This is a genomic window from Rhizobium sp. SU303 (assembly GCF_021052345.1).
Classification (GTDB): Bacteria; Pseudomonadota; Alphaproteobacteria; order Rhizobiales; family Rhizobiaceae; genus Rhizobium; species Rhizobium laguerreae.
This window is the reverse complement of the sequence record NZ_CP088095.1, coordinates 2,312,544-2,338,264: the sequence shown is the minus strand read 5'-3', so window position 1 is coordinate 2,338,264 and position 25,721 is coordinate 2,312,544. Positions and strand designations below refer to the sequence as shown.

The 25,721-nt window shown below is 60.9% G+C and carries 25 protein-coding genes; 11 read left to right on the top strand and 14 right to left on the bottom strand.

What is annotated here, in order from left to right; genetic code table 11:
• Positions 1–157 precede the first annotated feature (157 nt).
• Positions 158–646: a low affinity iron permease family protein gene (locus RlegSU303_RS11765; protein WP_017960630.1), complete on the top strand. Its 489-nt coding sequence runs from the start codon at positions 158–160 to the stop codon at positions 644–646.
• Between the two features lie 59 nt (positions 647–705).
• Positions 706–1,104: a hypothetical protein gene (locus RlegSU303_RS11760; protein WP_131619845.1), complete on the top strand. Its 399-nt coding sequence runs from the start codon at positions 706–708 to the stop codon at positions 1,102–1,104.
• Between the two features lie 79 nt (positions 1,105–1,183).
• Here the strand turns inward: RlegSU303_RS11760 and purB are convergent, their stop codons facing one another.
• The 5 genes from purB to RlegSU303_RS11735 all read right to left on the bottom strand — a co-directional run bounded on the left by purB (position 1,184) and on the right by RlegSU303_RS11735 (position 5,711).
• Positions 1,184–2,491, bottom strand: coding sequence for an adenylosuccinate lyase (gene purB, locus RlegSU303_RS11755; RefSeq protein WP_017960628.1), 1,308 nt, complete (start codon positions 2,489–2,491; stop codon positions 1,184–1,186).
• A gap of 141 nt (positions 2,492–2,632) precedes the next feature.
• Positions 2,633–3,118, bottom strand: a complete 486-nt coding sequence (locus RlegSU303_RS11750) for a hypothetical protein (RefSeq protein ID WP_026158701.1) — start codon at positions 3,116–3,118, stop codon at positions 2,633–2,635.
• Between the two features lie 47 nt (positions 3,119–3,165).
• Positions 3,166–3,891: a DUF2259 domain-containing protein gene (locus RlegSU303_RS11745; RefSeq protein WP_017960626.1), complete on the bottom strand. Its 726-nt coding sequence runs from the start codon at positions 3,889–3,891 to the stop codon at positions 3,166–3,168.
• Entirely contained in the window at positions 3,888–4,565 is a 678-nt protein-coding gene (rpe, locus tag RlegSU303_RS11740; RefSeq protein WP_003559730.1) for a ribulose-phosphate 3-epimerase, read from the bottom strand. Before rpe ends, RlegSU303_RS11745 begins: the two co-directional genes overlap by 4 nt.
• A gap of 63 nt (positions 4,566–4,628) precedes the next feature.
• Positions 4,629–5,711: an ABC transporter substrate-binding protein gene (locus RlegSU303_RS11735; protein WP_017960625.1), complete on the bottom strand. Its 1,083-nt coding sequence runs from the start codon at positions 5,709–5,711 to the stop codon at positions 4,629–4,631.
• A 182-nt stretch (positions 5,712–5,893) separates the two neighbouring features.
• Between RlegSU303_RS11735 and RlegSU303_RS11730 the strand changes: the two genes are divergently transcribed.
• Both RlegSU303_RS11730 and RlegSU303_RS11725 read left to right on the top strand, forming a co-directional pair.
• On the top strand, positions 5,894–6,388 hold the full coding sequence (locus tag RlegSU303_RS11730) for a flavin reductase (RefSeq protein WP_017960624.1): 495 nt from the start codon (positions 5,894–5,896) through the stop codon (positions 6,386–6,388).
• Positions 6,389–6,418: 30 nt separating this feature from the next.
• Complete coding sequence (locus RlegSU303_RS11725; RefSeq protein ID WP_065280095.1) at positions 6,419–6,736, top strand: TfoX/Sxy family protein; 318 nt, start codon at positions 6,419–6,421, stop codon at positions 6,734–6,736.
• On the opposite strand, the gene RlegSU303_RS11720 is transcribed toward RlegSU303_RS11725, so the two are convergent.
• The 5 genes from RlegSU303_RS11720 to RlegSU303_RS11700 all read right to left on the bottom strand — a co-directional run bounded on the left by RlegSU303_RS11720 (position 6,737) and on the right by RlegSU303_RS11700 (position 11,592).
• Complete coding sequence (locus tag RlegSU303_RS11720; RefSeq protein ID WP_017960622.1) at positions 6,737–7,159, bottom strand: NUDIX domain-containing protein; 423 nt, start codon at positions 7,157–7,159, stop codon at positions 6,737–6,739.
• A gap of 7 nt (positions 7,160–7,166) precedes the next feature.
• The gene (locus tag RlegSU303_RS11715; protein ID WP_017964466.1) at positions 7,167–8,732 is read right to left on the bottom strand and encodes a DEAD/DEAH box helicase; all 1,566 of its coding nucleotides are present in this window, start codon (positions 8,730–8,732) and stop codon (positions 7,167–7,169) included.
• A 138-nt stretch (positions 8,733–8,870) separates the two neighbouring features.
• Positions 8,871–10,190, bottom strand: a complete 1,320-nt coding sequence (locus RlegSU303_RS11710) for a peptidoglycan DD-metalloendopeptidase family protein (protein ID WP_131718546.1) — start codon at positions 10,188–10,190, stop codon at positions 8,871–8,873.
• A gap of 104 nt (positions 10,191–10,294) precedes the next feature.
• The gene (locus RlegSU303_RS11705) at positions 10,295–11,122 is read right to left on the bottom strand and encodes a ferritin-like domain-containing protein (RefSeq protein ID WP_131718545.1); all 828 of its coding nucleotides are present in this window, start codon (positions 11,120–11,122) and stop codon (positions 10,295–10,297) included.
• On the bottom strand, positions 11,119–11,592 hold the full coding sequence (locus RlegSU303_RS11700; protein ID WP_012757610.1) for a peroxiredoxin: 474 nt from the start codon (positions 11,590–11,592) through the stop codon (positions 11,119–11,121). Before RlegSU303_RS11700 ends, RlegSU303_RS11705 begins: the two co-directional genes overlap by 4 nt.
• A 125-nt stretch (positions 11,593–11,717) precedes the next feature.
• Here RlegSU303_RS11700 and RlegSU303_RS11695 point away from each other — a divergent pair, with 125 nt between their 5' ends.
• Positions 11,718–15,116 (top strand): YhdP family protein, encoded by a 3,399-nt coding sequence (locus RlegSU303_RS11695; protein WP_131718544.1) that lies wholly within the window; start codon positions 11,718–11,720, stop codon positions 15,114–15,116.
• A 40-nt stretch (positions 15,117–15,156) separates the two neighbouring features.
• Here the strand turns inward: RlegSU303_RS11695 and RlegSU303_RS11690 are convergent, their stop codons facing one another.
• Positions 15,157–16,818: an alpha-amylase family protein gene (locus tag RlegSU303_RS11690; RefSeq protein ID WP_131718543.1), complete on the bottom strand. Its 1,662-nt coding sequence runs from the start codon at positions 16,816–16,818 to the stop codon at positions 15,157–15,159.
• A 239-nt stretch (positions 16,819–17,057) separates the two neighbouring features.
• Here RlegSU303_RS11690 and RlegSU303_RS11685 point away from each other — a divergent pair, with 239 nt between their 5' ends.
• Complete coding sequence (locus RlegSU303_RS11685) at positions 17,058–17,363, top strand: hypothetical protein (RefSeq protein WP_094087623.1); 306 nt, start codon at positions 17,058–17,060, stop codon at positions 17,361–17,363.
• 59 nt (positions 17,364–17,422) lie between these two features.
• On the opposite strand, the gene tyrS is transcribed toward RlegSU303_RS11685, so the two are convergent.
• A complete protein-coding gene (gene tyrS, locus RlegSU303_RS11680; protein WP_131718542.1) occupies positions 17,423–18,679 on the bottom strand; it encodes a tyrosine--tRNA ligase in 1,257 nt (418 codons plus the stop codon).
• 133 nt (positions 18,680–18,812) lie between these two features.
• On the opposite strand from tyrS, the gene RlegSU303_RS11675 reads away from it, so the two are divergent.
• Both RlegSU303_RS11675 and RlegSU303_RS11670 read left to right on the top strand, forming a co-directional pair.
• A complete protein-coding gene (locus tag RlegSU303_RS11675; protein ID WP_131718541.1) occupies positions 18,813–19,931 on the top strand; it encodes an anhydro-N-acetylmuramic acid kinase in 1,119 nt (372 codons plus the stop codon).
• Positions 19,928–20,455: a GNAT family N-acetyltransferase gene (locus RlegSU303_RS11670; protein WP_131718540.1), complete on the top strand. Its 528-nt coding sequence runs from the start codon at positions 19,928–19,930 to the stop codon at positions 20,453–20,455. The genes RlegSU303_RS11675 and RlegSU303_RS11670 overlap by 4 nt, the downstream gene beginning before the upstream one ends.
• Here RlegSU303_RS11670 and RlegSU303_RS11665 read toward each other — a convergent pair.
• Positions 20,452–21,627, bottom strand: a complete 1,176-nt coding sequence (locus RlegSU303_RS11665; protein WP_131718539.1) for an acyltransferase family protein — start codon at positions 21,625–21,627, stop codon at positions 20,452–20,454. The genes RlegSU303_RS11670 and RlegSU303_RS11665 overlap by 4 nt on opposite strands.
• 143 nt (positions 21,628–21,770) lie before the next feature.
• Entirely contained in the window at positions 21,771–22,448 is a 678-nt protein-coding gene (locus RlegSU303_RS11660) for an alpha/beta hydrolase (RefSeq protein ID WP_094085875.1), read from the bottom strand.
• Positions 22,449–22,665: 217 nt separating this feature from the next.
• Between RlegSU303_RS11660 and RlegSU303_RS11655 the strand changes: the two genes are divergently transcribed.
• From RlegSU303_RS11655 to RlegSU303_RS11645, 3 genes are all read left to right on the top strand, one after another.
• Positions 22,666–23,883: a cysteine desulfurase family protein gene (locus RlegSU303_RS11655; protein ID WP_131718538.1), complete on the top strand. Its 1,218-nt coding sequence runs from the start codon at positions 22,666–22,668 to the stop codon at positions 23,881–23,883.
• A gap of 93 nt (positions 23,884–23,976) precedes the next feature.
• Positions 23,977–25,446: a Fe-S cluster assembly protein SufB gene (gene sufB / locus RlegSU303_RS11650; RefSeq protein ID WP_017960609.1), complete on the top strand. Its 1,470-nt coding sequence runs from the start codon at positions 23,977–23,979 to the stop codon at positions 25,444–25,446.
• The gene (locus RlegSU303_RS11645; RefSeq protein WP_017960608.1) at positions 25,446–25,712 is read left to right on the top strand and encodes a hypothetical protein; all 267 of its coding nucleotides are present in this window, start codon (positions 25,446–25,448) and stop codon (positions 25,710–25,712) included. The genes sufB and RlegSU303_RS11645 overlap by 1 nt, the downstream gene beginning before the upstream one ends.
• Positions 25,713–25,721 lie beyond the last annotated feature (9 nt).

The window sequence follows — 25,721 nt, the reverse complement described above, 5'->3', positions numbered from 1 at the left end:
CCCCGAGGGGAATCTCGGATCCCTTGGGGAATCTGGGATCCCTGGGGAATCTAAGATCCCTGGGAACCTCGAACCTGCCTCGGAGTTTGTTTAACCGGAGCATGATGTCGTCGACATCATGCTCAGGAGGCGTCGAGGGAGGATTCCAGAGGTGACGATGAAGCATCTGTTTGCCCGCTTCGCAACCAAGACATCGGAATGGGCGGGCAAGCCCGCCGCCTTCATCCTGGCGCTGACGGTCGTCGTCATTTGGGCCTCGCTCGGCCCCTTCTTCGACTATTCCGAAACATGGCAGCTAATCATCAATACCGGCACGACGATCATCACCTTCCTGATGGTCTTCGTGCTGCAGAACGCCCAGACGCGCGACACGCGGGCGATCCAGGCCAAGCTCAACGAAATCATCCTGACCAGCCATGCCGAGAACCGTTTCATCGGCATCGAAAATCTCGACGAGGAGGAGCTGAAGCGCCTCAACCAGCTGGTCGCCAAGGCCGCCAAGGGCAGGGGTGAGACGGAGGCTTGCAGAGTATCGGAGTCAACCGAAGCGGCAAATGCGGCGCCGTCGAAAAAGGCGGAGGCGCGGAAACGCCCTGTTGCCGCCAAAGCGCCGAAGCAGAAACAACGGCCGCTTGAGAAAAGCTAAACTATGAAATACAATCGGCACTTATATTCAGTTCATTAAATCCTACTCGGCAGGGGAAAATGAACGACTCCCTTCTTAGAGAGCCGCAGGTCGAGCTGTTCTTTCAGGCTTATTTCATAGGAATGACATTAGGTCATTTGCCATTTTTCTTCGACGATATCGGATTTATCGCGTTTATTCCAAAGTTTATTGTTTCGCTGCCAATCGTTTTTGTATTGTTTATTTTTTATCGCGTTAAATACATTGAAATAAATTCACGGCCATTTCTTTGGTCATCAATCATTTTTATAGTAATTTTGTTGCTTATTGTGGCGGCTTTCTTGTTGTTGTCAGGTGGAAGTATTCAGAGGCTGACCTTGTTAGCTTTTTTCCTAATTATTTCTGTGCCTTCTGTCCTTGTCGCATGCATCTACTTTCCGGTTATGATCAGGCTGCGACTAAGGAAAGAAGCCGTCTGATAGATTCTCGACGGAGAAGTATGCCGGCAGAAAAACGGCGCCTGCAAGGGCGCCGCCATATCGTCGATTGCAGGTCCGCTCAGGCGTTGCCGAACACGCGCCGGAAGATCGTGTCGACATGCTTCGTATGGTAGCCGAGGTCGAATTTTTCGCGGATATCTTCCTCCGAGAGGGCTGCGCGGACTTCGGCATCGGCGAGCAGCTCTTCCAGGAAATCCTTGCCCTGTTCCCATACCTTCATGGCGTTGCGCTGGACGAGGCGGTAGGCATCCTCGCGGGAGGTGCCGGCCTGGGTCAGTGCCAGCAGGACACGCTGCGAATGGACGAGGCCGCGGAATTTGTTGAGGTTCTTTTCCATGTTCTCAGGGTAAACCAGCAGCTTTTCGATGACGCCGGCGAGCCGGGAGAGGGCGAAATCGAGCGTCACCGTGGCATCCGGGCCGATCATGCGCTCGACCGAGGAATGGGAGATATCGCGTTCATGCCAGAGGGCGACGTTTTCCATTGCCGGCATGGCGTAGGAGCGGACCATGCGGGCAAGGCCGGTCAGGTTTTCGGTCAGAACCGGGTTGCGCTTATGCGGCATGGCCGAGGAACCCTTCTGGCCGGGCGAGAAATATTCCTCGGCTTCCAGCACCTCGGTGCGCTGCAGGTGGCGGATCTCGGTTGCCAGCCGCTCGATCGACGAGGCGACGACGCCAAGCGTGGCGAAATACATCGCATGGCGGTCACGCGGGATGACCTGCGTCGAGACAGGCTCGGCCTTCAGCCCGAGGGCTTCTGCCACATGTTCCTCGACGCGCGGATCGATATTGGCGAAAGTGCCGACGGCGCCCGATATGGCGCAGGTCGCGACTTCCTCGCGGGCGGCGACGAGGCGCTGGCGGCAGCGCTCGAATTCGGCATAGGCGAGCGCCAGCTTGACGCCGAAGGTGGTGGGCTCGGCATGGATGCCGTGCGAACGGCCGATGGTGACGGTGTCTTTGTGTTCGAAGGCGCGGTTTTTCAGCGCTTCGAGCAGGCGGTCGATATCGGCAAGCAGGATGTCGGTGGCGCGCACCAGCTGGACGTTGAAGCAGGTGTCGAGCACGTCCGACGAGGTCATGCCCTGGTGGACGAAGCGCGCATCCGGGCCGACGATCTCAGCGAGATGGGTGAGGAAGGCGATGACGTCGTGCTTGGTGACGGCCTCGATCTCATCGATGCGGTCGACGTCGAAGGTGGCGGCGCCGCCCTTTTCCCAGATCGTCTTTGCCGCCGATTTCGGGATGACGCCGAGTTCGGCCAGCGCGTCACAGGCATGCGCCTCGATCTCGAACCAGATGCGAAACTTGGTTTCGGGAGACCAGATGGCGACCATTTCGGGCCGGGAATAACGCGGGATCATGGGCGGCTGCCTTCACTTCAAGAGGTTGAGCGTCTAAGACGCAATTCCCGGCAAAATCGCTTCGCGCTTTGCCTAGCAAAACCGCTGCACAGTTTTGCTGGAATTGCTTTAGCGCCCCTGTAGCAAAGAAGGGCGGCAATCTCAACGCATGCGTTTGGCAAGATGATAGCTGCTTGCGACAAGACAGACGAGGCCAAGCGGCAGGAAGAGGCGCAGGCCGATCACCAGGAACTGATAGACGGCGCTGATACTGGTGAAGACGAACTGGAAAGCCCAGACGATACTGCCGAAGGGCGCATGCCAGCGCGAATAGAACATCCGGTATTCCATGGCGAAGAGGAAGGCGGTCATCAGGATCGTGGCCGCCGTCAGCGTCACGAAAAACGCGGCAAAACGCGTTTCAAGCGGCCTGCCATAGGCAAGGAAGCGGGCAACCGGCAGGGCGAAAGGCCAGGCGAACAGGCCGCCGGCGAAATAGAGTGCGGCGATCTCAGCAAGGCGGCTCGTCTGCAGGCCATTGCGCAAGTAAAGGCCGAGCATGGCGGCGGCGAGCATCTGCATCCCCCAGAGCAACGCGCCGGCGATCAGATCGGGGTAGGGCGGCCGTGCAGCTCTTAGACGATCCATCCTGGGGCGATCCGTCCTCGGGTGATCAGTCCTCGGGCGATCCATGCTCAGGGATGAACCGGAACGGCAATCCAGCGTCCGTTCCTCTCGGCATCGAAGGCCAGGACGAGGGCGATGTGAACCTGGTTTCCGCCTTCCGGCTGATAGACCACGGCGCCGCCGATCCGGTATTCGACGGAACATACGCGCTCGGCGGGAACCGCGGTCGCCTGGCGCGCCGCCTGGCGGTTCGGAGCGCCTTCCTTCTCGATCATCTGAAGGCTGAAGCCGATGACCCGCTTGTCGACCGCAGCGCAATCCTTCGGCGTCGGCACCGGCATCTCGCCGAGCGAGAGCGTATAAGGCGCTTTCGGCGGACCGTCGGTTGCAAGCGTCGTGTAGCGAAGCGTCTTCGAGGGCGAGCCAAGTTCGGTCGGCGGATTGAAGGCGGCGATCAGGCCGGGATTGGTCAGAAGATCGTATTTGTCCATCTGGCTGCGCGCCGCCGTCAGGTTCTGCCGCCGCGCCTTGGAGAGATTGGCGTCCTTGTCGGTCAACTCGGTATGGAAAGGCGTGCCCTCGAGATAGTGGCCGTCTTCGGTATCGATGAAATAGGTGTTGGAGTAGGGAAGGTTGCCGCTCTCCTCAATGCCGAACTCCTGAAATCCGAAGACCTTGCCGTCGGCGGAAAAGCCGATCGGCTGGATATTGGCGATGTCGCCGGCAAGTGACAGGCCGGGCAGGCCGACAAATGCGGCAGCAAGCATGCCACCAATGATCAAGCGTTTGTTCATGCTCGTGCCCCTTCGGCTGCCTGACGCAGATCGGCGACAGTCCGGCGATAATCCTCGACCGTATCGCCCTTGAAAATTGCCGAGCCGGCGACGAGGACGTTGCCGCCGGCGCGCGCGATGTCAGGCGCCGTTTCCACCGTGACGCCGCCGTCGACCTCGAGTTCGATCGGTCGATCACCGATCAGTGACTTTGCCGCCGCGATCTTCTTCGCCATCGCCGGAATGAATTTCTGCCCGCCGAAGCCGGGATTGACCGACATGATCAGGATGAGATCGACATCGTCGAGCACGTTCTCGATGGCGCTGAGCGGTGTCGCCGGATTGATCGTCACGCCGACCTTCTTGCCGAGATTGCGGATAGTCTGCAGCGAGCGGTGCAGATGCGGTCCGGCCTCGGCATGGACGGTGATGCGGTCGCAGCCGGCCTTGGCGAAGGCTTCGAGATAATCGTCGACCGGCGAGATCATCAGGTGGCAGTCGAAGGTGGCTGATGTGTAGGAACGCAGCGACTTGATGACATCGGGGCCGAAGGAGATGTTCGGCACGAAATGGCCGTCCATTACGTCGAGATGGATCCAGTCCGCGCCGGCGGCCGTCACGTCGCGCACCTCTTCGCCGAGCCTGGCGAAATCCGCCGCGAGGATCGAGGGGGCAATGCGAATGGGCAGAGTCATTAAATCTTACTCCGTATGGGGCTCCATCTGTCCGCGGCGCCCGAATTCAAGGCTGACGCCCTCTCATTGCGTAGGCGCGGCAGGTGGAAAAAAGCCGTTGCCCCGCCATTCGAGCAGGCGGTAGGGGTTTTGCGAAAGTTCATGCGCACCGGTGAAGGCGATAGCGCCGACCGGCGTCTGGAATGTCGTGCCGAGAAGCATCTCCTGGAGGGGCTTGCCCGCCGCAACTGCGGCTTGCCCCGCCTGGCCGGCAATGAGGGCCGCGGCCAGCGACGTCAGGACATAACCTTCCGGCTCGACGCCTTTGGCGCGCAGCGCATCGGCTGTAGCTGCGCTTTCCGGCAGAAGGGCGTATTCGGGCAGGGCGACGGCGCGCACGCCATCTGCGAGCGGCAGCGGCTGATTGGCGGCGCGCATGGCATCGCCGCCGAGGATGGACAGCTGGATGTTCTCGGCCTTGGCGTCGCGGCCGATGACGGCGATGTCGTTGCGATCGCCGCCGATGAAGACCCTGGTGGCGCCGGCCCGTTTCAGGCGGCGGACGAGGGCAATCTGCTGCTCCTGTCCCGGCCGGTAGGTATCGGTAAAGACCGGCTTCAGGCCGTTCTGCTCCAGCGCGTTGCGAACCGCTTCCGTCAGTTCGCGGCCATGGATGGTGCCGTCCTCGATCAGGGCGATCGGATCGGCGGCCCAGTCTTTCAGGATCACCTCGATCACCTTTGCCGCCTCGGCGCCGTCGGCGGGCGCCGCCCGGAAGAGCGGCCAGCCGTTCTTCAGCGCATCCTCCATCAGGATGCGGGAGCGCACGGAGACGGTGATCGCCGGAATATTGGCGTCCTTCAGCTTCGGCAGCGCGCCTTCCAGCGTCTCGCTGCAGAGAAAGCCGACCGCGACCTGGACCTTGGCGTTGACAAGCGCATCTGCGACCGCGGCACCACTATTCTCCTCGCAGGTCTCGTTGATGGCGACGAGGGTATTTCCGGACTGCTGGATCTCGAAACCGGCGCCGGCGGCAATCTGGGCGCCGAGGAGGGCGAGCGGGCCGTTCTGAGGGGCGACGACGCCGATCGTCACGCCGGCCGCATGGCTTTCAGCCGCCGCTCCCAGCAGCGCCAGAAAAGCTGCTATGCCACGCAGGTTGATCATGAAAGGCGGAGATCCCTAGCCATCGTCCATGCCCTTTTATCCGCAAGGCCGCGATCGTCAAAGAAAAACAAGCGCAACACGGCGCTTTTCACCGGTCCTATTGTAGAAAAGGTAACCGATGCTCGCCATATTGGCGCGATGGCAAGACAATCCAGGCATAAAGCGCGCGCACGGAGAAGCAGGTGTTGAACAGGCAGCATATCGACCCCGGCCTTTATCGCGATGCCATGAGCCGTTATGCCGGCCATGTGCAGCTCGTGACGACGGCGATGGGCGAGTTGCGCCGCGGCGTCACCATCACTGCCGCCTGCTCGGTCTCCGACAATCCGGCCTCGGTGCTGATCTGCCTCAACAACACCAATCCGAAGAACGAAATCTTCTTCCGCAGCGGCGTCTTCGTGCTCAACACGCTTGGCGCTCATCACCAGGCCGTTGCCGACGCTTTCTCCGGGCGCACCGCGCTTACCAATGACGACCGCTTCGCCAGCGCCCGTTTCGACACACTCGTCACCGGCGCGCCGGTTCTCTTCGATGCGCTCGCCGCCTTCGATTGCCGGGTGATCGATATCAAGGAAATGCCGACGCACAATGTCGTCTTCGGCGAGGTCGCGGCTGTCCGCTTCAGCGAAAAACACCCGGCGCTGATCTATATGAACCGGGATTATCACGCGCTGTAATCCGGCTTGCGGTATTCGAGGAAGCAGAGAATGGACAATGCCGGGATCGAGGAAATGTTTCAGGGGCTCGGGCCTGTCACGATCAAGCGCATGTTCGGTGGAAAGGGCATCTATCATCTCGGGCGCATCATCGCGCTTGAAGTGCGCGACGAAATGCTGCTGAAGGCCGACGAGACGAGCGCCCCGGAGTTTGCCGCCGCCGGCTCCACGCAATGGACCTATGAGGGAAAGAAGGGCAAGCCGGTGAAAATGCCCTATTGGTCGATCCCCGACGAGGCTTACGACGATCCCGATCTGATGGCGAAATGGGTGAGGCTTGCCTATGAGGCGTCGCTTCGCGCCGAATAGTTAGCCGCGTTCAGCGGGCGACAAGGCTGCTATCGCCGCCTTGGTGAAGGCCGACAGTGGCGCGGGCAAATCCGTCAGTGGAAACCAGCCGAAATCCGACAGCTTGTCCGGTTCAGTCAGTTGCGGCTCGCCTTCAACGTCGCGGGCGAGATAGAGAATCGAGATCCAGTGTTGGTGATCGGCATCGATGATCTGCTCGGTCACGCCAAGCCGTTCTATGCGGCCGATCGTCAGGCCGGTTTCCTCTTCGGCCTCACGGCGCGCGGCAGTCTCTGCCGGCTCCATGTGATCGACCTTGCCGCCGACGATATTCCAATAGCCGGCTTCAGGTGGACGCATGCGTTTGTAAAGAAGGATCCTGGCGTCGCGCAGAATCACCAGACCGACGCCGAGGCCCGGAAAATCGAGACCGGGCCTGCCCATTGGAAGGTCAGACCTTGGCGCTGCCGGCGATCAGCATGAAGGCGGGGATATCGTCGCCGAAGCCGACCGGGGTCGGGCCGTCGTCGTGATCGCGGTGACGGCGGCGGTCGCGGCTGTCGTCGTTTGCCGGGTAGGGCCGACTGTTGCGCGCGTTGTTCTGCGGCTTCTGCTCTGCTTTGCGCTCGTTCTTCACGATGTCGGCCTTTACTGGTGCTGCTTCAATCACGTCGACGCCATTATCCTGTATGTCGTTATCAGATTTATGACTCGCGGCGGCGCGATTGCCGCGTCCGCGTCCACGATCCTTGTCGCCATTCTCTCTCGGCGCACGATCTCGGCCTGCACCATCTCTGGCGCCACGCTCGCGGCTGTTGCGGCGCGGGCGTTCGCTGTCCCGGCTGTCTTCTGCCGGCGGCGGCAGCGACGTCAAGTCGCCGCTCAGCCATTCGACCTTTTCGCCGATCAGCTTCTCGATGGCATCGACGAACTTAGTGTCGCGCTTGGTAACGAGAGTGAAGGCGGCACCCGAGCGGCCGGCACGGCCGGTGCGGCCGATGCGGTGGACGTAATCCTCTGAATGGATCGGTACGTCGAAATTGAAGACGTGGCTGACATCAGGGATATCGAGGCCGCGGGCGGCGACGTCGGAAGCGACCAGAAGCTGGAGATTGCCGTCACGGAAGCTCTGCAGCGTCATCGTGCGGGAACGCTGGTCCATGTCGCCATGCAAAGCGCCGACGGAAAAGCCGTGGCGTTCGAGCGACCGGAACAGATCGGCGACATCTTTCTTGCGGTTGCAGAAGATGATGGCGTTCTTGAGCTCGGTCTGGGCGCGGACGAGTTCGCGCAGGACGGCGCGCTTTTCGTAATCCTTGCCGTGCGAGGCGACGAAACGCTGCGTCACGGTCGCGGCGGCGGAAGCCGGCTTTGCGACTTCGATACGCTCTGGATTCTGCAGGAATCGATCGGCGAGCTTCTGGATCTCCGACGGCATGGTTGCCGAGAAGAACAGAGTCTGGCGGGTGAACGGGATCATCTTGGCGATGCGTTCGATATCGGGGATGAAACCCATGTCGAGCATGCGGTCGGCCTCGTCGATGACGAGGATCTCGACGCCACTCATGAGTAGCTTGCCGCGCTCGAAATGGTCGAGCAGGCGGCCGGGAGTGCAAATCAGCACATCGGCGCCGCGTTCGAGCTTGCGGTCCTGGTCCTCGAAGGAAACGCCGCCGATCAGAAGGGCGACGTTAAGGCGGTGGTTTTTGCCGTATTTCTCGAAATTCTCGGCGACCTGGGCAGCGAGTTCGCGCGTCGGTTCGAGAATCAGCGTGCGGGGCATGCGCGCACGCGCACGGCCCTTCTCCAGAAGCGACAGCATCGGTAGAACGAAGGATGCCGTCTTGCCAGTGCCGGTCTGCGCGATGCCGCAAATATCGCGGCGCTCGAGCGCAAACGGGATGGCTCCCGCCTGAATGGGCGTGGGGATCGTGTAGCCCGCATCCGTAACAGCGGATAGCACTTTTTGGCTCAAGCCAAGGTCAGCAAATGTCGTCAAAGGGAAAACTGTTTCCATTCCGTTCGGCCAAACTCTGAACGAGTCGGCGGGATTGCATGCCGCAATGCAGCGCGACATAGCCCCGAATGGCCGGCAAGTCAAGAAATAGAGACGCCGCACCCATTGCAGAGTGAAGCGTTGGTTACCGGGCAGGAGTTACTTGATATAGGTGGCGAGTTTAAGGCCGGCATTCATGAAATATACTGGATCGACGGCATGGCCGTTCTGGCGCACTTCATAATGCAGGTGCGTGCCCGTCGAGCGGCCGGTGCTGCCGGCAAGGCCGATGACGTCGTTGCGATCGACCGCATCGCCGACCTTGACCAGAACCTCCGACATATGCCCGTAGCGCGTCGAGATGCCGTTGCCGTGGTCGATCTCGACCATGTTGCCGTAGCCGCCGGTCCAGCCGGCGGAGATCACCTTGCCGGGTGCCGTCGGGCGGATCCTTTCGCCCGGCGAAAAACGGAAGTCGACGCCGGAATGGAGCGCGAGGCGGCCGAGGAAGGGATCACGGCGATTGCCGAAGGGGCTGGTCACGTCCTTGCCGATAGCGGGATTGCGGAAGGGCAGGGACTCGGCCGTGCTACGCACTGCTTCGAGCCGGGTCAGCGCGCCGTCGAGCGCTGCCAGCGAATTGTTGAAGCCGTCGTTGCTTTCCGGCTCGACATAGGGGCCACCGACAGCATCGTCGTCGTCTTTCCTGGCAGCGGTCTCGGGCATCGGAATCTTGAAGCGGGTCAGCACGGTCTCGATGGCATTGGCGGCATTGCCGGCATCGCTCGTCAGTTGTTCGACCCGGCTGCGCTGGTCCTGCTCGACATCCTTCAGCGACAGCGTCACCTTGGAAAAGACGCGGTCTGCGCGATCACCGACCGTATCGGTGGCCGGCACATAGGCGAGCGTCGAATTGTCGGGCGTCGCATCGGCGGGCGCACCGCTGGCCAGCTGTTTCTCGATCGCCTCGATGCCGCTCCCGGAGAGCGAAGCGCGCTTGTCCTTGACATCGGGCGCATAGGACTGAACGGGCGAAGACGGCGTAGGCGGGGCGCCGTCCGTTTCCGTCAGGCCGGAGCTTTCGGCCCGGTCGAGCAGATTGTCGAGCTTGCCATGGCGCGAGGTCAGCGCCATCTGCTGCTCCATCAGCTTGTCGACCTTGTCTTCCACCACCTGCTGGTCGAGAAGCTGACGGGAGGTGATGCGGTCGACCTGCGCGCGGAGGGCGGCGATGCGGTCTTCATAATCGTGCTGCATGCGGGCCTGGCGGGCCATGGTGGCGCCGATGAGGTCGTCGCGCAGCACGAGATAGGACGTGGCCAGGAGGTAGCTGATAGAGAAGACGCCGACGAAGCAGAAGGCCAGTGCCGCCATCCACGGCCGGACCGTCATATGGCGGACTTTATCGCCGCTTGCGAGGATGAGGATATGTTCCTGCGCCCGCCTGCCGAATACCCGGTGCTGATGTCCGCTGTTCACGCAGGCTCTCCCGATTGATGCTCTACGCCTCTTTCGGAAATTAGACACCGTTATGGTTAATGAATGCTTTCCTCACCGCCATTACATCAAACATTTCAGGCATCTTACGCGTTGCTGATCGATGCCAGCGAGCGGTAGAAGGACGGCGTCAATCCGGCTTCGGCGCGGGCGAGATCATTGAAGGGCGCCTTCAGCGGTCCACGGAAATTGGCGCGCACCAGCTCCTGGAAGGCCTTTGCCGGATCGCGCCTCTCGCGGGCGCAGAGGAAGCGGAACCATTTGGCGCCGACGGCGACATGGCCTTTCTCGTCATTATAGATGACGTCGAGCACCGCTGCACTTTCGAGATCGCCGGTCTGGCGCATCTTAGCCTGCAGCGACGGCGTGACGTCGAGGCCGCGGGCTTCCAGAATCAGCGGCACGACGGCGAGCCTTGCCGTCAGATCGTTGCGCGTCGAATGGGCGGCCTGCCAGAGCCCGTCATGGGCGGGCAGATCGCCGTAATCGGCGCCGAGATCGTTGAGCCTGGCGCGCACCATGCGGAAATGCTTCGCCTCCTCGAAGGCGACCAGCATCCAGCCGTCGAAAAAGGAATTAGGCACCTGCTCGGTCGCGAATCGCGCGACGATATCGAGCGCCAGATCGACGGCGTTGAGCTCGATATGGGCGATGGCATGCAGCAGGGCGATCCGTCCTTTGAGGGTATGCAGCGAGCGCTTCTCCACCTGGGTCGGCGGCGTCAGCACCGGTTTGTCAGGACGGCCGGGCCTGTCGGGCAGGGCTGCATCGAGCGGCGAGCGCAGCGACACCCGGCGGGCGAACCAGCGGGTGGCGCTTTCCTGCGCAAGCGCCGTCTTGCGGTCGAGATCGGCGGAAGAGATCGCACCGATGGCGCCGCCGCGCAGCGAGGTTATCGTGAGATCCCCGGTCACGCCGCCAGGTTCCTCACGGCCTCGAGCACGGTTTCGGCATGGCCCTGCACCTTCACTTTCTGCCAGATGGTGGCGATCGTCCCGTCCTGGCGAATCAGGAAGGTGGTGCGCTCGACACCCATGAAGTTGCGGCCGTACATGCTCTTTTCCTTCCAGACGCCATAGGCCTGCAGCGTCGTCTTTTCCTCGTCCGAGGCGAGCGCCACCGAAAGACGGTGCTTCTTGATGAATTTGTCATGGCAGGCGGCCGAATCGGGCGACATGCCGATGACGGCAGCACCCGCCGCTTCGAACTCAGCTGCTAACGCGGTGAAAGCCAGTGATTCGGCGGTGCAGCCCGTCGTGTCATCCTTGGGATAGAAGAACAACACGAGCGGCTTGCCGTGGAATTCGGCCAGCGAAACGCGGCCGCCGCCGTCGCGGGGAAGGTTGAAATCAGGGGCCGAGACGCCGATGCCGGGAACCGCCATTGGGAAAACCTTTCTTTTGCCGGGTTTGTGGATGACACTTTCTCTCCCCGAATTATATAGTGGACGGATACCCGTCCAGCATGGCCGGGTTCAATTCTTCAGTTAAAGGGAGAGCCCGAGGGCGCATGTCAGCCATCCGCGGCGAAAAGGTCACGTTTCGCAAGAAGGATATCGTTGCGCTGGACCGCTTGCCGTCCGCCCAGACCGAGGATCCGATCATCGTTCATTGCCCGCCGCCGCGTTCGCCGATGCGCCGTACGGCGAAGCTGACCTCAGGATTTCTGGGACTGATCCTCGTTATTCTCGCTGGCATCGTTTTCACCGTCGAGAGCGGCATGTTCGACAAGCCGCTGTCGCAGCAGGCTCAGGCGGCGCTGAATGGCGTGGCCGGACCGCGCTACCGCGCCGAGGTCGGTTCCACCGTCATCCGCTTCACTTCGGACTTTCGGCTGGCGCTGGAAGCGCGCAACGTCAACATGATCGACCAGGAGAGCGGCCAGCACCTGTCGACGACGGGTTCTGTGCGCCTGGGGCTCGATCCGCTGCAGCTTTTCCGCGGCCGCATCGCCGTCGCGGACATCGAAGCGGAGGATATCGCGCTCGATACCGCGCTTCTGCCCTCCGGCAATGCCGTCAAGCTCGACGATCTGCGCATCGACGCCATGCCGGCGGCGATGGAGAAGATCTTCTCGCAGTTCGACATGTTCGACAGCATCGTGACGCGCGGCTCGACCAATTCGGTGCGCATCTCCGGCATCGACATCAAGCTTGCCGATACCGCTAACGGCCCGCTGTCGCTCGTCATCGACAATCTCGTCTTTGCCCATGCCGGTCCGTCCTCGCTGCAATTGACCGGCGAAGTCGCGCTCAACGGCGAAGTGGCGGAGCTCGACGTGCTGGCCGAGAAGGAAGACGGCCACGTGTCCAAGGTCGCGGCGACACTCAGGCATGCGGACCTCGCGCCCTTCGCGCTGAAACGCAACGATCAGGGCATGATCCGGCAAGGGCTGAGCGCCTTTGCCGATCTGACAGTGTCGGCCACCCGCGCGCGCGATGGCGTTCAGCCGGCGCTGGCGGCGACGATCGACATCGATCCCGGCCAGATCTATGCGGATGGCGATCCGCAGCAGCTGTCCGGCGGGCAAATCAATCTCATCTATGATTTCGCCAAGCAGACGATCGAGATCGCCCGATCGAACGCCCGGTTCGGCGCGACTGCGCTTCCCATCAATGGGGCGCTGATCGATCTCGACAAGCTCGACCCGCAGGCGGGCAAAGGCTTCGGCATCGACCTGCTCGTCAGCGGCGGCACGGCGGCTCCCGGCGGCTCCGGCGAGGAGCCGCTCTCCTTCGACATCCAGGCGACCGGGCGCTACATGGTCGCCGGCCGTGAATTCCAGTTTCCCAACATGACCGTCTCCAGCCCGCTCGGCGCGCTCTACGGATCACTGCACGTCAAACTTGGCGACAAATCGCCGGAGATCAGCTTCGCCGGCCAGTCGGCGCAGTTGCAGACGATCGCGATCAAGCAGCTCTGGCCGTTCTGGATGGCGCCCAAGGTGCGCACCTGGGTGCACGGCAATCTCTTCGGAGGCACCGTCACCAACGCCACCCTATCCGTCTTCATTCCTTTCGGCAGGTTGGACGAGGCAGCCGGCGGAAAAGGATTGAAGCTGGACGCCAACCAGATCCGCATCGGCTTCGACATCACGGGCGCGCGGATGAACGTTGCCGGCGACATTCCGCCGATCCGCGACACGTCAGCGCATTTCGACCTGACCGGTCCGGTTGCGACGATCGCGATCAAGAGCGGCACCTCCTATTTCCCGTCCGGTCGGTCGGTCGGTCTCGGGCAGGGCACGTTCATCCTGCCCGCCACCTACGATAAACCGCTGATGGCCGATATCGATCTCGTGGTCTCCGGGGCGGCGGACGCCGTCGGCGAGCTTCTGACCTACCGGCCGATCCGGGTGCTGCAGCGCGCCGGCTTTACGCCCGACGATCTCAAGGGGCGGATCGAGGCGAATGTGAAGGCCCATTTCGGCCTGCTCTCCTCGCAAAACCCGCCGCCGGCCGAATGGACGGCGGCAATGAAGCTCACCGATATCGATCTTGCCAAGCCGTTTTCCGGCCGGATGATCAGCAATCTCGACGGCACGCTGAACGGCAACCCGAAACGGATCACGCTTGACGCCAAAGCCCAGATCGACGGCGTCCCGGCCGATATCGATCTTACCGAACCGGTCGAGGCATCCGACACAGCGGCCAAACAACGGGTGATCACCGCGACGCTTTCCGAGGACCAGCGCAACAAGCTGATACCCGGCCTTTCCGGCATCGTCGGCGGCAGCGTGAAGATGGTGCTGACGCGGATCGACGACGACCGGCAGGACGTCCAGCTCGATCTCACCAAGTCGCTGCTCGAACTGCCCTGGATCGGTTGGGCGAAGGGCAGCGGCATTGCCGCCACGGCGGAATTCGAAACGTCCGGGCCGGCCGACAATACCCAGATCAAGAACTTCCGGCTGAAGGGCGACGGTTTCGGCGCCAATGGATCGCTGAACATCGGCAAGGGCGGGCTGATCTCGGCCGATTTCGACAGCGTCAAGCTCTCCTCGCTCGACGATTTCGCCCTGTCGGTGAAGCGCAGCAAGGGCAATTTCGACGTCTCGGTCTCCGGTGACAGCGCCGATGCGCGGCCGGTCATTGCGCGGTTGAAAGCGGGCTCGGACGGCGATGGTGATGGGGATGCCGGCGACACTGGCGTATCGGTGCGCGCCAGGCTGAAAAACGTCATCGGCTTCAACGACGAGAAGGTCGGCAATTTCCAGGCGCAAATATCACTACGCGGCGACAAGCTGCAGACGCTCAATTTTTCCGCCGTTACCGACAGCGGCGAGGCCGTGGTCAGCCAGATGAAGGACGGCGGCGTCATCAACATCACCAGCGGCGACGCCGGCGCGGTATCGCGTTTCGCCGATCTCTACCAGCACATGCAGGGCGGCCTGCTCAATCTGGCGATCCGGCTGGGGGCGGAAGGCGGCTGGGACGGCTCGCTCGACGTGCGCCGCTTCGCGATCGTCAACGAACAACGCCTGCGCTCGATCGTCTCGACACCGGTCGGAAATGAGCAGCGCAGCCTCAACGAAGCGGTCAAGCGCGACATCGATACCTCGTCGCAGCGCTTCCAGCGCGGCTTTGCCCGTGTCGTCTCGCGCAATGGCATGGTCGGCATCGAGAACGGCGTGCTGCGCGGCGACCAGATCGGTGCAACCTTCCAGGGCATCGTGCGCGACCGCAAGGGCAATATGGACATGACCGGCACCTTCATGCCGGCCTACGGCCTCAACCGCCTTTTTGCCGAACTGCCGCTGATCGGCGTCATTCTCGGTAATGGCAGCGACCGCGGCCTGATCGGCATTACCTTCAAGCTGACAGGCAAGTTCGACCAGCCGAACCTGCAGATCAACCCGCTGTCGATCATCGCGCCTGGGGTTTTCCGGCAGATCTTCGAATTCCAGTGAGGCGGGAAGCGGTCATGGCAGAGGTCGTGGCGAGACGTACCTAAATCTCTGTCCGCCTGAGGAGATAGTCGAGACCGCCGACGCGGTACCAGCGATAGCCGTAGGCATCGAGCACGACGGTATGAAATCCTTTCTCGTCTGCCTTGCTGCTCGCGCCATCGGCGATATCGATCAATTGTCGCCCGTCTTCACCTCTATCGGGATCGAAGGTGACGTCCGCCGGCTGCGGATGCAAATTGTGCAGGATCAATACCGAATTGCCGCGCCAGTCATAACGAAGCGCCAGCACGCCGTCATTCCCGGTGTCGATCACAGAAAAGTCGCCCCAGCCGATCTCAGGGGCTTCCTTGCGCATCCGGATCATCCGCTCGGTCCAGTTCAGCAAAGAATTGGGATCGCGCCGCTGTGCGGCAACATTGACATGCTGGAAACCGTAGGGGCCGTCCTTGATGACCGGCGAGATCGGCTTTTCACTTTTGGTAAACCCGCCTTCCGGTTCCGTCGACCATTGCATCGGCGTGCGTGCGCAATTGCGCTCGGGGAGGCCTAGATCGTCGCCCATGCCGATTTCGTCGCCGTAGCGGATGACGGGCGTTCCAGGCAGCGAAAACAGCAGGCTGTAGGCCATTTCGATCCTGCGGTGGTCGCCGCCGAGCATGGGCGCGAGGCGACGACGAATGCCCCTGTCGTAAAGCTGCATGTCCTTTTCAGGCCCGAAGGCGGCAAATACCGCGCCACGTTGTTTTTCCGTCAATCGCCCGAGATCCAGTTCATCATGGTTGCGGAGGAAGAGGCCCCATTGCGCGGTCGCCGGGCGCGGTTTCGTGGCCTCCATGGCCTTCTTGAGTGGCCGCGTATCGGCGCTGGCGAAAGCATAAAACAGCGCCTGATTGACCTGGAAATTGAACATCATCTGCATGCGGTCGCCATCATCGCCGAAATATTCGAAATTATCCTTCGGCAGGATATTGGCTTCTGCCAGGATTATGGAATCGCCCAGGCGCCACTGCAGGAATTCGCGAAATTTCCTCAGCATATCGAACTGTTCGACAGGCTTGGTAACGTCGGCGCCTTTCGTCGCGATGATGAAGGGGGCCGCATCCATCCTGAAGCCGGAGACGCCGAGCTGGATCCAGAAGCCCATGATCTTGAGAATTTCCGCCTGCACCTCGGGGTTCGACGTATTGAGATCGGGCTGGTGATCGTAGAAGCGGTGAAAATAATAGGCCTTTGCCTTGTCGTCATAGGTCCAGGTCGTCTTCTGGACTCCCGGGAAGACCATGCCCTGATCGGCATTATCAGGCTTTTTCTCCGACCAGACGTACCAGTCGCGATAGCGTGAGCGTGGATCGCTCCTGGCGGCCTGGAACCAGGGATGGTCGCTGGATGTATGATTGATCACCAGATCGATCAGCACCCGGATACCGCGCTGCTTGGCGCCGTGGGTGAATTCGACGAAATCGCCAAGCGAGCCATAGCGCGGGTCGACATTGTAATAATCGGAGACGTCGTAACCGTCGTCGCGACCGGGCGACGCCTGAAACGGCATGAGCCAGATCGCCGTCACCCCGAGGCCGGAGAGATAATCGAGGCGCCGCATCAGGCCCTGAAAATCACCCACGCCGTCACCGTTCGCATCCATGAAGGTCTCAACGGACAGGCAATAGATGACTGCGTTCTTATACCAGAGGTCATTGATCATGCCGGGGCGCTCCAATCCAATCTGGTCGCAAATCCCGGCGGGCGGAAAAGGTTCCGATAAAGCATTCGCTATGTGGGTCGCTAAGCTTCGCAGTAGAAAATGCGCGGGCTCCTCCTCGAGAAAACCGATTCCAAGCCAGGCTGACAAATCCGGCAGTGATGCTTTGCCTATTTTAGGAAAATCTGATGTACTATTGTCCCGGCCAGGAAGCAAAGGCCGGTGCAGTGTCGGAGGATGCGATGCAGTGCACCCGGACAGTTTCGTTTGCATCGGCCGCGATGATGGCCGTCACTATTGACGGCGCTTCGCTTGCTGCGGAAAAGAGCGTGCGGCTTAACTCGCAAGAGGCGGTCATCCGTTCCGAGCACGTCTTAACGGTTCCTCTGGACGCGATGATGACGCCGCCGATTTTCTCGATCAGCTGGTGGTCGCGGGTGAAGCCCGCTGCAAGCGTCGATCCGCCTGGTTACCTTCTTAAGAGACCAGACGAGATGACGAAGAATACCGGCGGGGAGCCGAATGACCTTGCTCGCCGACCCGAATAGTCAGGTAAAGAAAAGCCGGCGTCGGTGCCGGCTTTAGCATCGGTTCGAATTGAAGCCGCTCACGCCGCGCGACGGATCAGGATGTGTTTCTTCTTGCCGAGCGAGAGCTTGATGATGCCGTCAGCGGTGATTTCGCCGCTGCCGATCATCTTGCGTTCGTCGCTCACCGCCTCGTCGTTGATGCGGACTGCGCCGCCCTGGACGTGACGCCGAGCTTCGCCGTTCGACGAGGCAAGGCCGGCACGAACGATCAGCGACAGCAGGCCGATGCCGCCGTCGAGTTCGGTGGCGGGGATATCGACTGAGGGCAGGTTCTCCGAGAGGCTGCCTTCCTCGAAGGTCTTGCGCGCGGTTTCAGCGGCCTGCTCGGCGGCCGGGCGGCCGTGCAGGATTGCCGTTACCTCGGTCGCAAGGATCTTCTTGACCTCGTTGATCTCCGAACCGCCGAGAGCGGAGAGTCGGGCGATTTCATCCATCGGCAGCGTGGTGTAGAGCTTCAGGAAGCGCGAGACGTCGGCATCCTCGGTGTTGCGCCAGTACTGCCAGAAATCATAGGCCGAGAGCATGTCGGCGTTCAGCCAGACAGCGCCGGTCGCCGACTTGCCCATCTTGGCGCCGGATGACGTCGTCAGCAGCGGCGACGTCAGCGCATAGAGCTGCTGTGTCCCCATGCGGTGACCGAGATCGATACCGTTGACGATATTGCCCCACTGGTCCGAACCGCCCATCTGCAGGCGGCAATCGTAGCGCTTGGCAAGCTCGACGAAGTCGTAGGCCTGGAGGATCATGTAGTTGAATTCCAGGAAGGACAGGGACTGTTCGCGGTCGAGACGCGTCTTGACGCTGTCGAAGGACAGCATGCGGTTGACCGAGAAGTGCTTGCCGACGTCGCGCAGGAATTCGAGATAGTTCAGCGAGCGCAGCCATTCGGCATTGTTGATCATCAGCGCGTCCTTCGGACCGTCGCCGTAGTTCAGGTAATTGGAGAAGACGCGCTTGATCGAGGCGATGTTGCCTTCGATCGTATCCACGGTCATGAGCTGGCGCGCCTCTTCCTTGAAGGAGGGATCTCCGACCATGCCGGTGCCGCCGCCCATCAGCGAGATGGCGCGATGGCCGGTCTTCTGCATCCAGTGCAGCATCATGATCTGGATCAGCGAGCCGGCGTGCAGGCTGGGCGCCGTCGGATCGAAGCCGATATATGCCGTCACGGTTTCCTTGGCGAACAGGTCGTCGAGGCCGCTTTCATCGGAGATCTGATGAATGAAGCCGCGCTCTTTCAGCGTGCGGAGGAAATCGGACTTGAACTCGGACATAGGTTTCGTCTCTTGGTGTCTGCTCCGCACCCTATGGGGGCTTGGCGCAAGTTCGTTGTTGTTGATCTGTCGCGGCGCGTTTAGCACTGTTTTTATAAAAGTGCATCCGGGAATCGCATGGGAGGCAAGCCTCATGGATGTCATCAGGACCGCGATCGGGCTGATGAGCGGCACGTCGATGGACGGAATCGACGTCGCGTTGATCAGGACCGACGGCCGCGGCTTCATCGAGCGCGGGCCGTTCATGGGCGTGCCCTATGACGCGGATTTTCGCGGGCAGCTCAAACGGGCGCTGGAACTGTCGCGTCCACTCAGTGAGAGAAGCCAGCGACCGGCTGAGCTTCGCGATATCGAGCTTGAGCTGACGTTGCGGCATGCAATTGCCGTCACGGCATTCATAGAACGTTTCGGCCTTTCTGCCGATGGCGTCGATATTCTCGGCTTCCATGGCCAGACGGTGCTTCATCGCCCTGACGAGGGATTGACGATCCAGATTGGCGACGGCCAGGAGCTTGCAAAGAGAACCGGCATATCGGTGGTCTACGACATGCGCGCCAACGACATGGTTCATGGCGGGCAGGGCGCGCCGCTGGTGCCGGCCTATCACGCGGCACTTGCGGGAAAATTCCAGCAGGCGGGACAGGCGGTGTGCTTCGTCAATATCGGCGGCATCTCCAATCTCACCTTTATCGGCACGGACGGACGGATATCGGCGTTCGACAGTGGTCCAGGCAATACGCTGATCGACCAGTGGGTGGAGATGCAGACCGGCAAAACCTATGACCCTGGTGGTGAGATCGGCGGGCGAGGAAAGGTCGTGGCCAGCCTGGCGGAACGTTATCTGCAAAGCCCGTTCTTCCGCGGCAATGTTCGCCGTTCGCTGGACCGTGGCGATTTTGCGCCGCTTCGGCCGGAGGAGGCGGGTCTTGAAGACGGTGCCCGGACGCTCGCGCATGTCGCCGCCGCCTCGATCATCAAATCCGCCGGTTTTCTGCCGGAGACCCCAGCGATCTATATCGTCTGCGGCGGTGGGCGGCTGAACGCCACCCTGATGGCAGAGTTCTCAGTCATGGCCGAAAGGCTGGGCTCGAGGGTGTTGACGGCGGAGGAGGCGGGCTTCGACGGCGATGCGATGGAAGCCGAGGCCTGGGCCTATCTCGCCGTCCGATCGCTGGACGGGCTGCCGCTGACATTCCCCGGCACGACAGGGGTCGCGACTCCCGTCAGCGGTGGGGTGCTGGCAACGCCATGACAGAGCAAAGGGTCATACTGAAGACGCCGCGGCTTACCGTCGTCATGTGGGACGAAGGCGATGCGATCCTGGTGCAACAGCTGCATTCGACGGTGGCGACGACCCGATACCTGTCCGGCAACGTGCCGTGGAGCCTCCAAAAGGCTGAGGAACGGCTGCACGGCTGGTTCGAGGAACAGGCGCGCGACGGCACGACCAAATATAAGCTCCTCGCCGAGGACGGTCGATTTGTCGGCCGTGCGGGGATTTCAAAGTTCAGGAACGAGCAATTCGAACTCGGCTATTCCCTGCGCGAGGACGCGTGGGGCAAGGGCCTGGCAACGGAAGCGGCGAGCGCGCTTGCCGACTGGTTCTTCGGAAGGGAGCTTGCATCGGGCTTCATCGCCTTCACGCATCCCGAAAACACCGCCTCGCAGCGCGTCCTCAGAAAGATCGGCATGCGCGAACGTGCGCCGATCCTGATCGATGGAGTGCTGGACACCGCCTTTGAACTCACCGCCGATATGCGGTGGGCAAAGTCCTAACTCTTCACGGCGACCGGCCGGACATGGGGTTCGCGCCCAGCCTGATTGCCATCCTCGACGCCCCTGACCTGGGCGATGAACGAGAATTTCTTGCGAAGGCCGAGGATCGGCTTCTCGATGAAATGCCAGGACAGCACCGCAACGGCGAGAGCCGATGGCAGGCCGACGAGATAGAGCGCCAGCGCACCATATTTGGGATAGAGGAAAACCGACGGGAACGAGCTGATCCAGATCTGTAAAAACGGGTCGTGATAAAGATAGACGCCGTAGGAATAGTCGCCTTTCCTGAAAAAGGCCGGGATGGGCACCTCGGACAGGCCGACGAAGACGGTGATGTAAACAAGAGAGGTGATGACCAAGGGCCGGTTGAGCACCGACTCCGTCGCGCGGCTGTCCAGGGTGAGGATGGCGACGATGCAGACCAGGCAGGCAGCGCCGAATATCCAGCGGGAATGCGGAATGACTGCCCTGAACTGAAAGGCGACGATGCCCATCATGAAGGCCGTTATAAGCTGGGAGCCTCGGCTCATAAACAGGAAGCGAGCGATCGGCTTGATCGAGCCTGGCAACAGATAGGGCATCTTCTGCACGATAAGGCCGATGACGATGTAGGCGATCGTCACCGCCAGCAGCTTGTAGCGCGTCTTCACAATGGCGGTGATCATCAGGAACGACATGATGATGTAGCAGAAGATTTCCCAGGGAACCGTCCACAGAGCGCCGTTGACGCGCTGGCTCGGATTATCCTGGAAGACGCCCGGAAGCTCGTAATGGATCCAGCCGACGATATTCAGGAAGTATTTGAAAAACCGCTGATCGGTAAAATATTCGGAATGATAGACGACCGTAATGATCGGCCCGATGATCAGCGAACAAACGACGATATCGACGGCAAGGGCCGGGACGATGCGCAAGCCTCGGTTGATCAGAAAATTCCGGAGGCTCAGGCGCTGGGCGCTGCCGGCGATCAGAAATCCGCTCAACGCGAAGAACATTGGAACAAGAGCGTATTCAGTGAACCAGAATACTGAGCCCCTGATGAAGGCATTGTTGTCGGTTAACAAAAAGGAATGGGTCAATACGATGGAAAAGGCGAGCCCTATTCGAAGGAAATCGAACCCCGGACCAATTCCCCTATACTTATCCAGGACTTCCCCGAACGACTTGGTCATTGCGGACCTCGCTTTTGTTAGGATCGCGAGGACCCTACCGCACTGCAACATGGATTGCAACACGATAGGTGATCTGTTCCGGCACAGCCGGCCCGGTTGTGTTCCGGACCGTCATGGCATTGATGAGGCTGAGATTTTTGGTGTCAGCGAATCCGCTTGGCGGCCGGTTCCGGCACCAGTTCGCCGTTGAGGCGGCGGTCGAGATAATCCTCGCATTCGCCCATCAGCGTTTCCACCTGGCCGTTGAAGAAGTGGTTGGCGTTGGCGACGGTGCGATGGGTAATCAGGATGCCCTTCTGGGACTTCAGCTTTTCTACAAGGCCGTTGACATCCTTCTCAGGCGCCACCTTGTCGGCCTCGCCGTTGATGATCAGGCCGGAGGAGGGGCAGGGCGCCAGGAACGAGAAGTCGTAGGTGTTCGGCTGGGGCGAGATCGACATGAAGCCTTCGATTTCCGGCCGGCGCATCAGGAGCTGCATGCCGATCCAGGAGCCAAAGGAATAACCGGCGACCCAACAGGTTTTGGAATCAGGATGCAGGCTCTGCACCCAGTCGAGCGCCGAGGCGGCATCCGAGAGCTCGCCGGCGCCGTGGTCGAATTCGCCCTGGCTGCGGCCGATTCCCCGGAAATTGAAGCGCAGCGTCGTGAACCCGCGCTTCTGGAACATGTAGAAGAGCTGGTAGACGATCTGATTGTTCATCGTGCCGCCGAACTGCGGATGCGGATGCAGAATCAGGGCGATGGGCGCGCTTTTTTCCTTGGAGGGCTGGTAGCGGCCTTCAAGACGGCCGGCTGGGCCGTTGAAAATAACTTCGGGCATTGGTACTCCGGGTTTTATTTCGCGTTCGCGCTGCGTTGGATGACAACATGACTTGACTAGTGTTGTCAGCTTTTCTAAAACGCAGTTTAGAACAATTCGAAACTTGCATGGCGATCCACGCATCGTGGAACGTGTCATAAGGCAAGCCCGGCGGAAATTTCAAGAAAAATGAACCGCGGCCGCTGAAGCAAGCTCGTCAAGCGCAGGACTGAAGATCATGGCGCCGCCACGCCTTTATCTCGACTGGAATGCCACAGCGCCGCTGCACCCCGCAGCACGCGCGGCGATCATGCGCGCCATCGACGTGTTTGGCAATCCGAACAGCGTGCATGGAGAGGGCCGCGCCGCGCGCGCTGCCATCGAAGGCGCACGACGCAAGGTGGCAGCACTTGCCGGCACCGATGCGGGCAATGTGGTCTTTACCAGCGGCGCGACCGAGGCTGCCAATCTGGTGCTGACGCCGGATTTCCGCATAGGCCGCACGCCGCTTCGCCTTGACCATCTTTATTTTTCGGCGATCGAGCATCCAGCGGTGCGCGAAGGCGGCCGCTTCGCCAAAGAGAAGATGACGGAAATCCCGGTAACGGAAGCCGGCATCGTCGATCTTGATGCGCTCGGCCGCCTGCTCGATGCGCATGACAAGGCCGCCGGCCTGCCGATGGTCGCCATCATGCTCGTCAATAATGAGACGGGCATCGTCCAGCCGGTCGAGGCGGCGGCTAAGATCGTCCACGCCTATGGCGGGCTCTTCGTCGTCGACGCCGTGCAGGCGGCCGGTCGCATCGCGCTCGATATCAATCGGATCGGCGCGGACTTCATGATCGTTTCCTCGCACAAGATCGGCGGGCCGAAGGGTGCCGGCGCGCTCATTGCGCAGGGCGAGGCACTGATGCCCAGGCCGCTGATCCAGGGCGGCGGGCAGGAGCGGGGTCACCGCTCAGGGACGCAGAATTCGCTGGCGCTGATCGGCTTCGGCGCGGCAGCTGAAGCCGCCGCCGACGAACTCGAGGCGCGCAATGCCGCAATCGGCGCGTTGCGCGAGCGGCTCGAGACCGGCATGCGTGAGGCGGCAGCCGATGTGATGATCCACGGCGAGGGTGGCGAGCGTGTCGCCAATACGATCTTCTTCACCCTGCCGGGGCTGAAGGCCGAGACTGGACAGATCGCCTTCGATCTCGAAGGCGTTGCACTTTCCGCAGGTTCGGCCTGCTCATCGGGTCGCCTTGGCGAAAGCCATGTGCTGACGGCGATGGGACGTGACGCCAAGCTCGGCGCTCTGCGCATCTCGCTCGGCTTTTCGACGACGGAAGAGGATATCGACAGGGCGATTGCGGCTTTCGCAAAGATCGCCAACCGGCGCAGGTCGGCTGGGGAGGCGGCTTGCCCCGTGTCAAAACTTGCGGAAACGCAAATTTCTGCTTGCCAATCGGGCTGAAAAGTCCCTTTTGGCCTCTTACATAAGGGGCAAGACAATTGCCCAAACACTACAAGCTGCCGGACCTTGTATCCGGCGAGATTGGAGAATGAGATGGCTGCCGTGCAGGAAACAATCGACCGGGTGCGCCTGATCGATGTGGATCAGTACAAATACGGTTTCGAGACCGTCATCGAGATGGACAAGGCGCCGAAAGGCCTGTCCGAGGATATCATCCGCTTTATTTCGGCCAAGAAGCAGGAGCCGGAATGGATGCTGGAATGGCGTCTTGAGGCCTATCGGCGCTGGCTGACGCTGGAAGAGCCGACCTGGGCGCGCGTCAACTATCCGAAGATCGATTTCAACGACATCTATTATTACGCCGCGCCGAAAAGCACGCCGGGTCCGAAGTCGCTCGACGAGGTCGATCCGGAGCTGTTGAAGGTCTATGAGAAGCTCGGCATTCCGCTGCGTGAACAGGAGATTCTTGCCGGCGTCGAGAGGCCGAAGATCGCCGTCGACGCCGTTTTCGACAGCGTTTCGGTCGTCACCACCTTCAAGGCAGAGCTGAAGAAGGCCGGCGTGATCTTCATGTCGATCTCGGAAGCCATTCGCGAATATCCCGATCTCGTGCGGAAATATCTCGGCTCGGTCGTGCCGACCTCGGACAATTATTATGCGACGCTGAATTCGGCTGTCTTCACCGACGGTTCCTTCGTCTTCGTGCCGAAGGGCGTTCGTTGCCCGATGGAGCTGTCCACCTATTTCCGCATCAATGAGAAGGGCACCGGCCAGTTCGAGCGCACGCTGATCATTGCGGAAGAAGGCGCCTACGTCTCCTATCTCGAAGGCTGCACGGCGCCGCAGCGCGATGAAAACCAATTGCATGCCGCCGTGGTCGAGCTGGTTGCGCTCGACGATGCCGAGATCAAATATTCGACGGTGCAGAACTGGTATCCGGGCGACAAGAACGGCAAGGGCGGCATCTACAACTTTGTCACCAAGCGTGGCGATTGCCGCGGCGACCGTTCGAAGATTTCCTGGACGCAGGTCGAAACCGGCTCGGCGATCACCTGGAAGTATCCGTCCTGCATCCTGCGCGGCGACGACAGCCGCGGCGAATTCTACTCGATCGCCGTTTCGAATGGCCATCAGCAGATCGACAGCGGCACCAAGATGATCCATCTCGGCAAAAATACGTCGAGCCGCATCGTCTCCAAGGGCATCGCTGCGGGCGTTTCCAACAATACCTATCGCGGCCAGGTCTCGGCTCACCGCAAGGCGTCGAATGCCCGCAACTTCACCCAGTGCGATTCGCTGTTGATCGGCGATAAGTGCGGCGCCCATACCGTGCCCTACATCGAGGCGAAGAATTCGACGGCGCAGTTCGAGCATGAAGCCACGACCTCGAAGATCTCCGAGGACCAGCTGTTCTACTGCCTGCAGCGCGGCATCCCGACCGAAGCGGCGATCGCACTGATAGTCAACGGCTTCGTCAAGGAAGTCCTGCAGGAACTGCCGATGGAATTCGCCGTCGAGGCGCAGAAGCTGATCAGCATCTCGCTCGAGGGCTCGGTGGGGTAATGGACGATAAGTCGCCGCTTTGGCAGACGGGCAAACAAAGGCATTGGATAGCAAGTGCTCTGATGTTTTTGTTCTCCACGTCGCTAGCCGGTGTCATCGTGGGAATGTTTGTCGCTTTCGCTAATTGGAATATCGGCAAACTGATCGTCCTTTCGTCTCTTGGCCTGTGTGCCGTTGTGCTGCTGCTTGGTAGAGCAGCCGAACTGGTCGATGAATTGTTAGAATTGATGGAACGCATTTTCCCTGGATGGAAAAGCCCCAAGTGAAAGATCGAG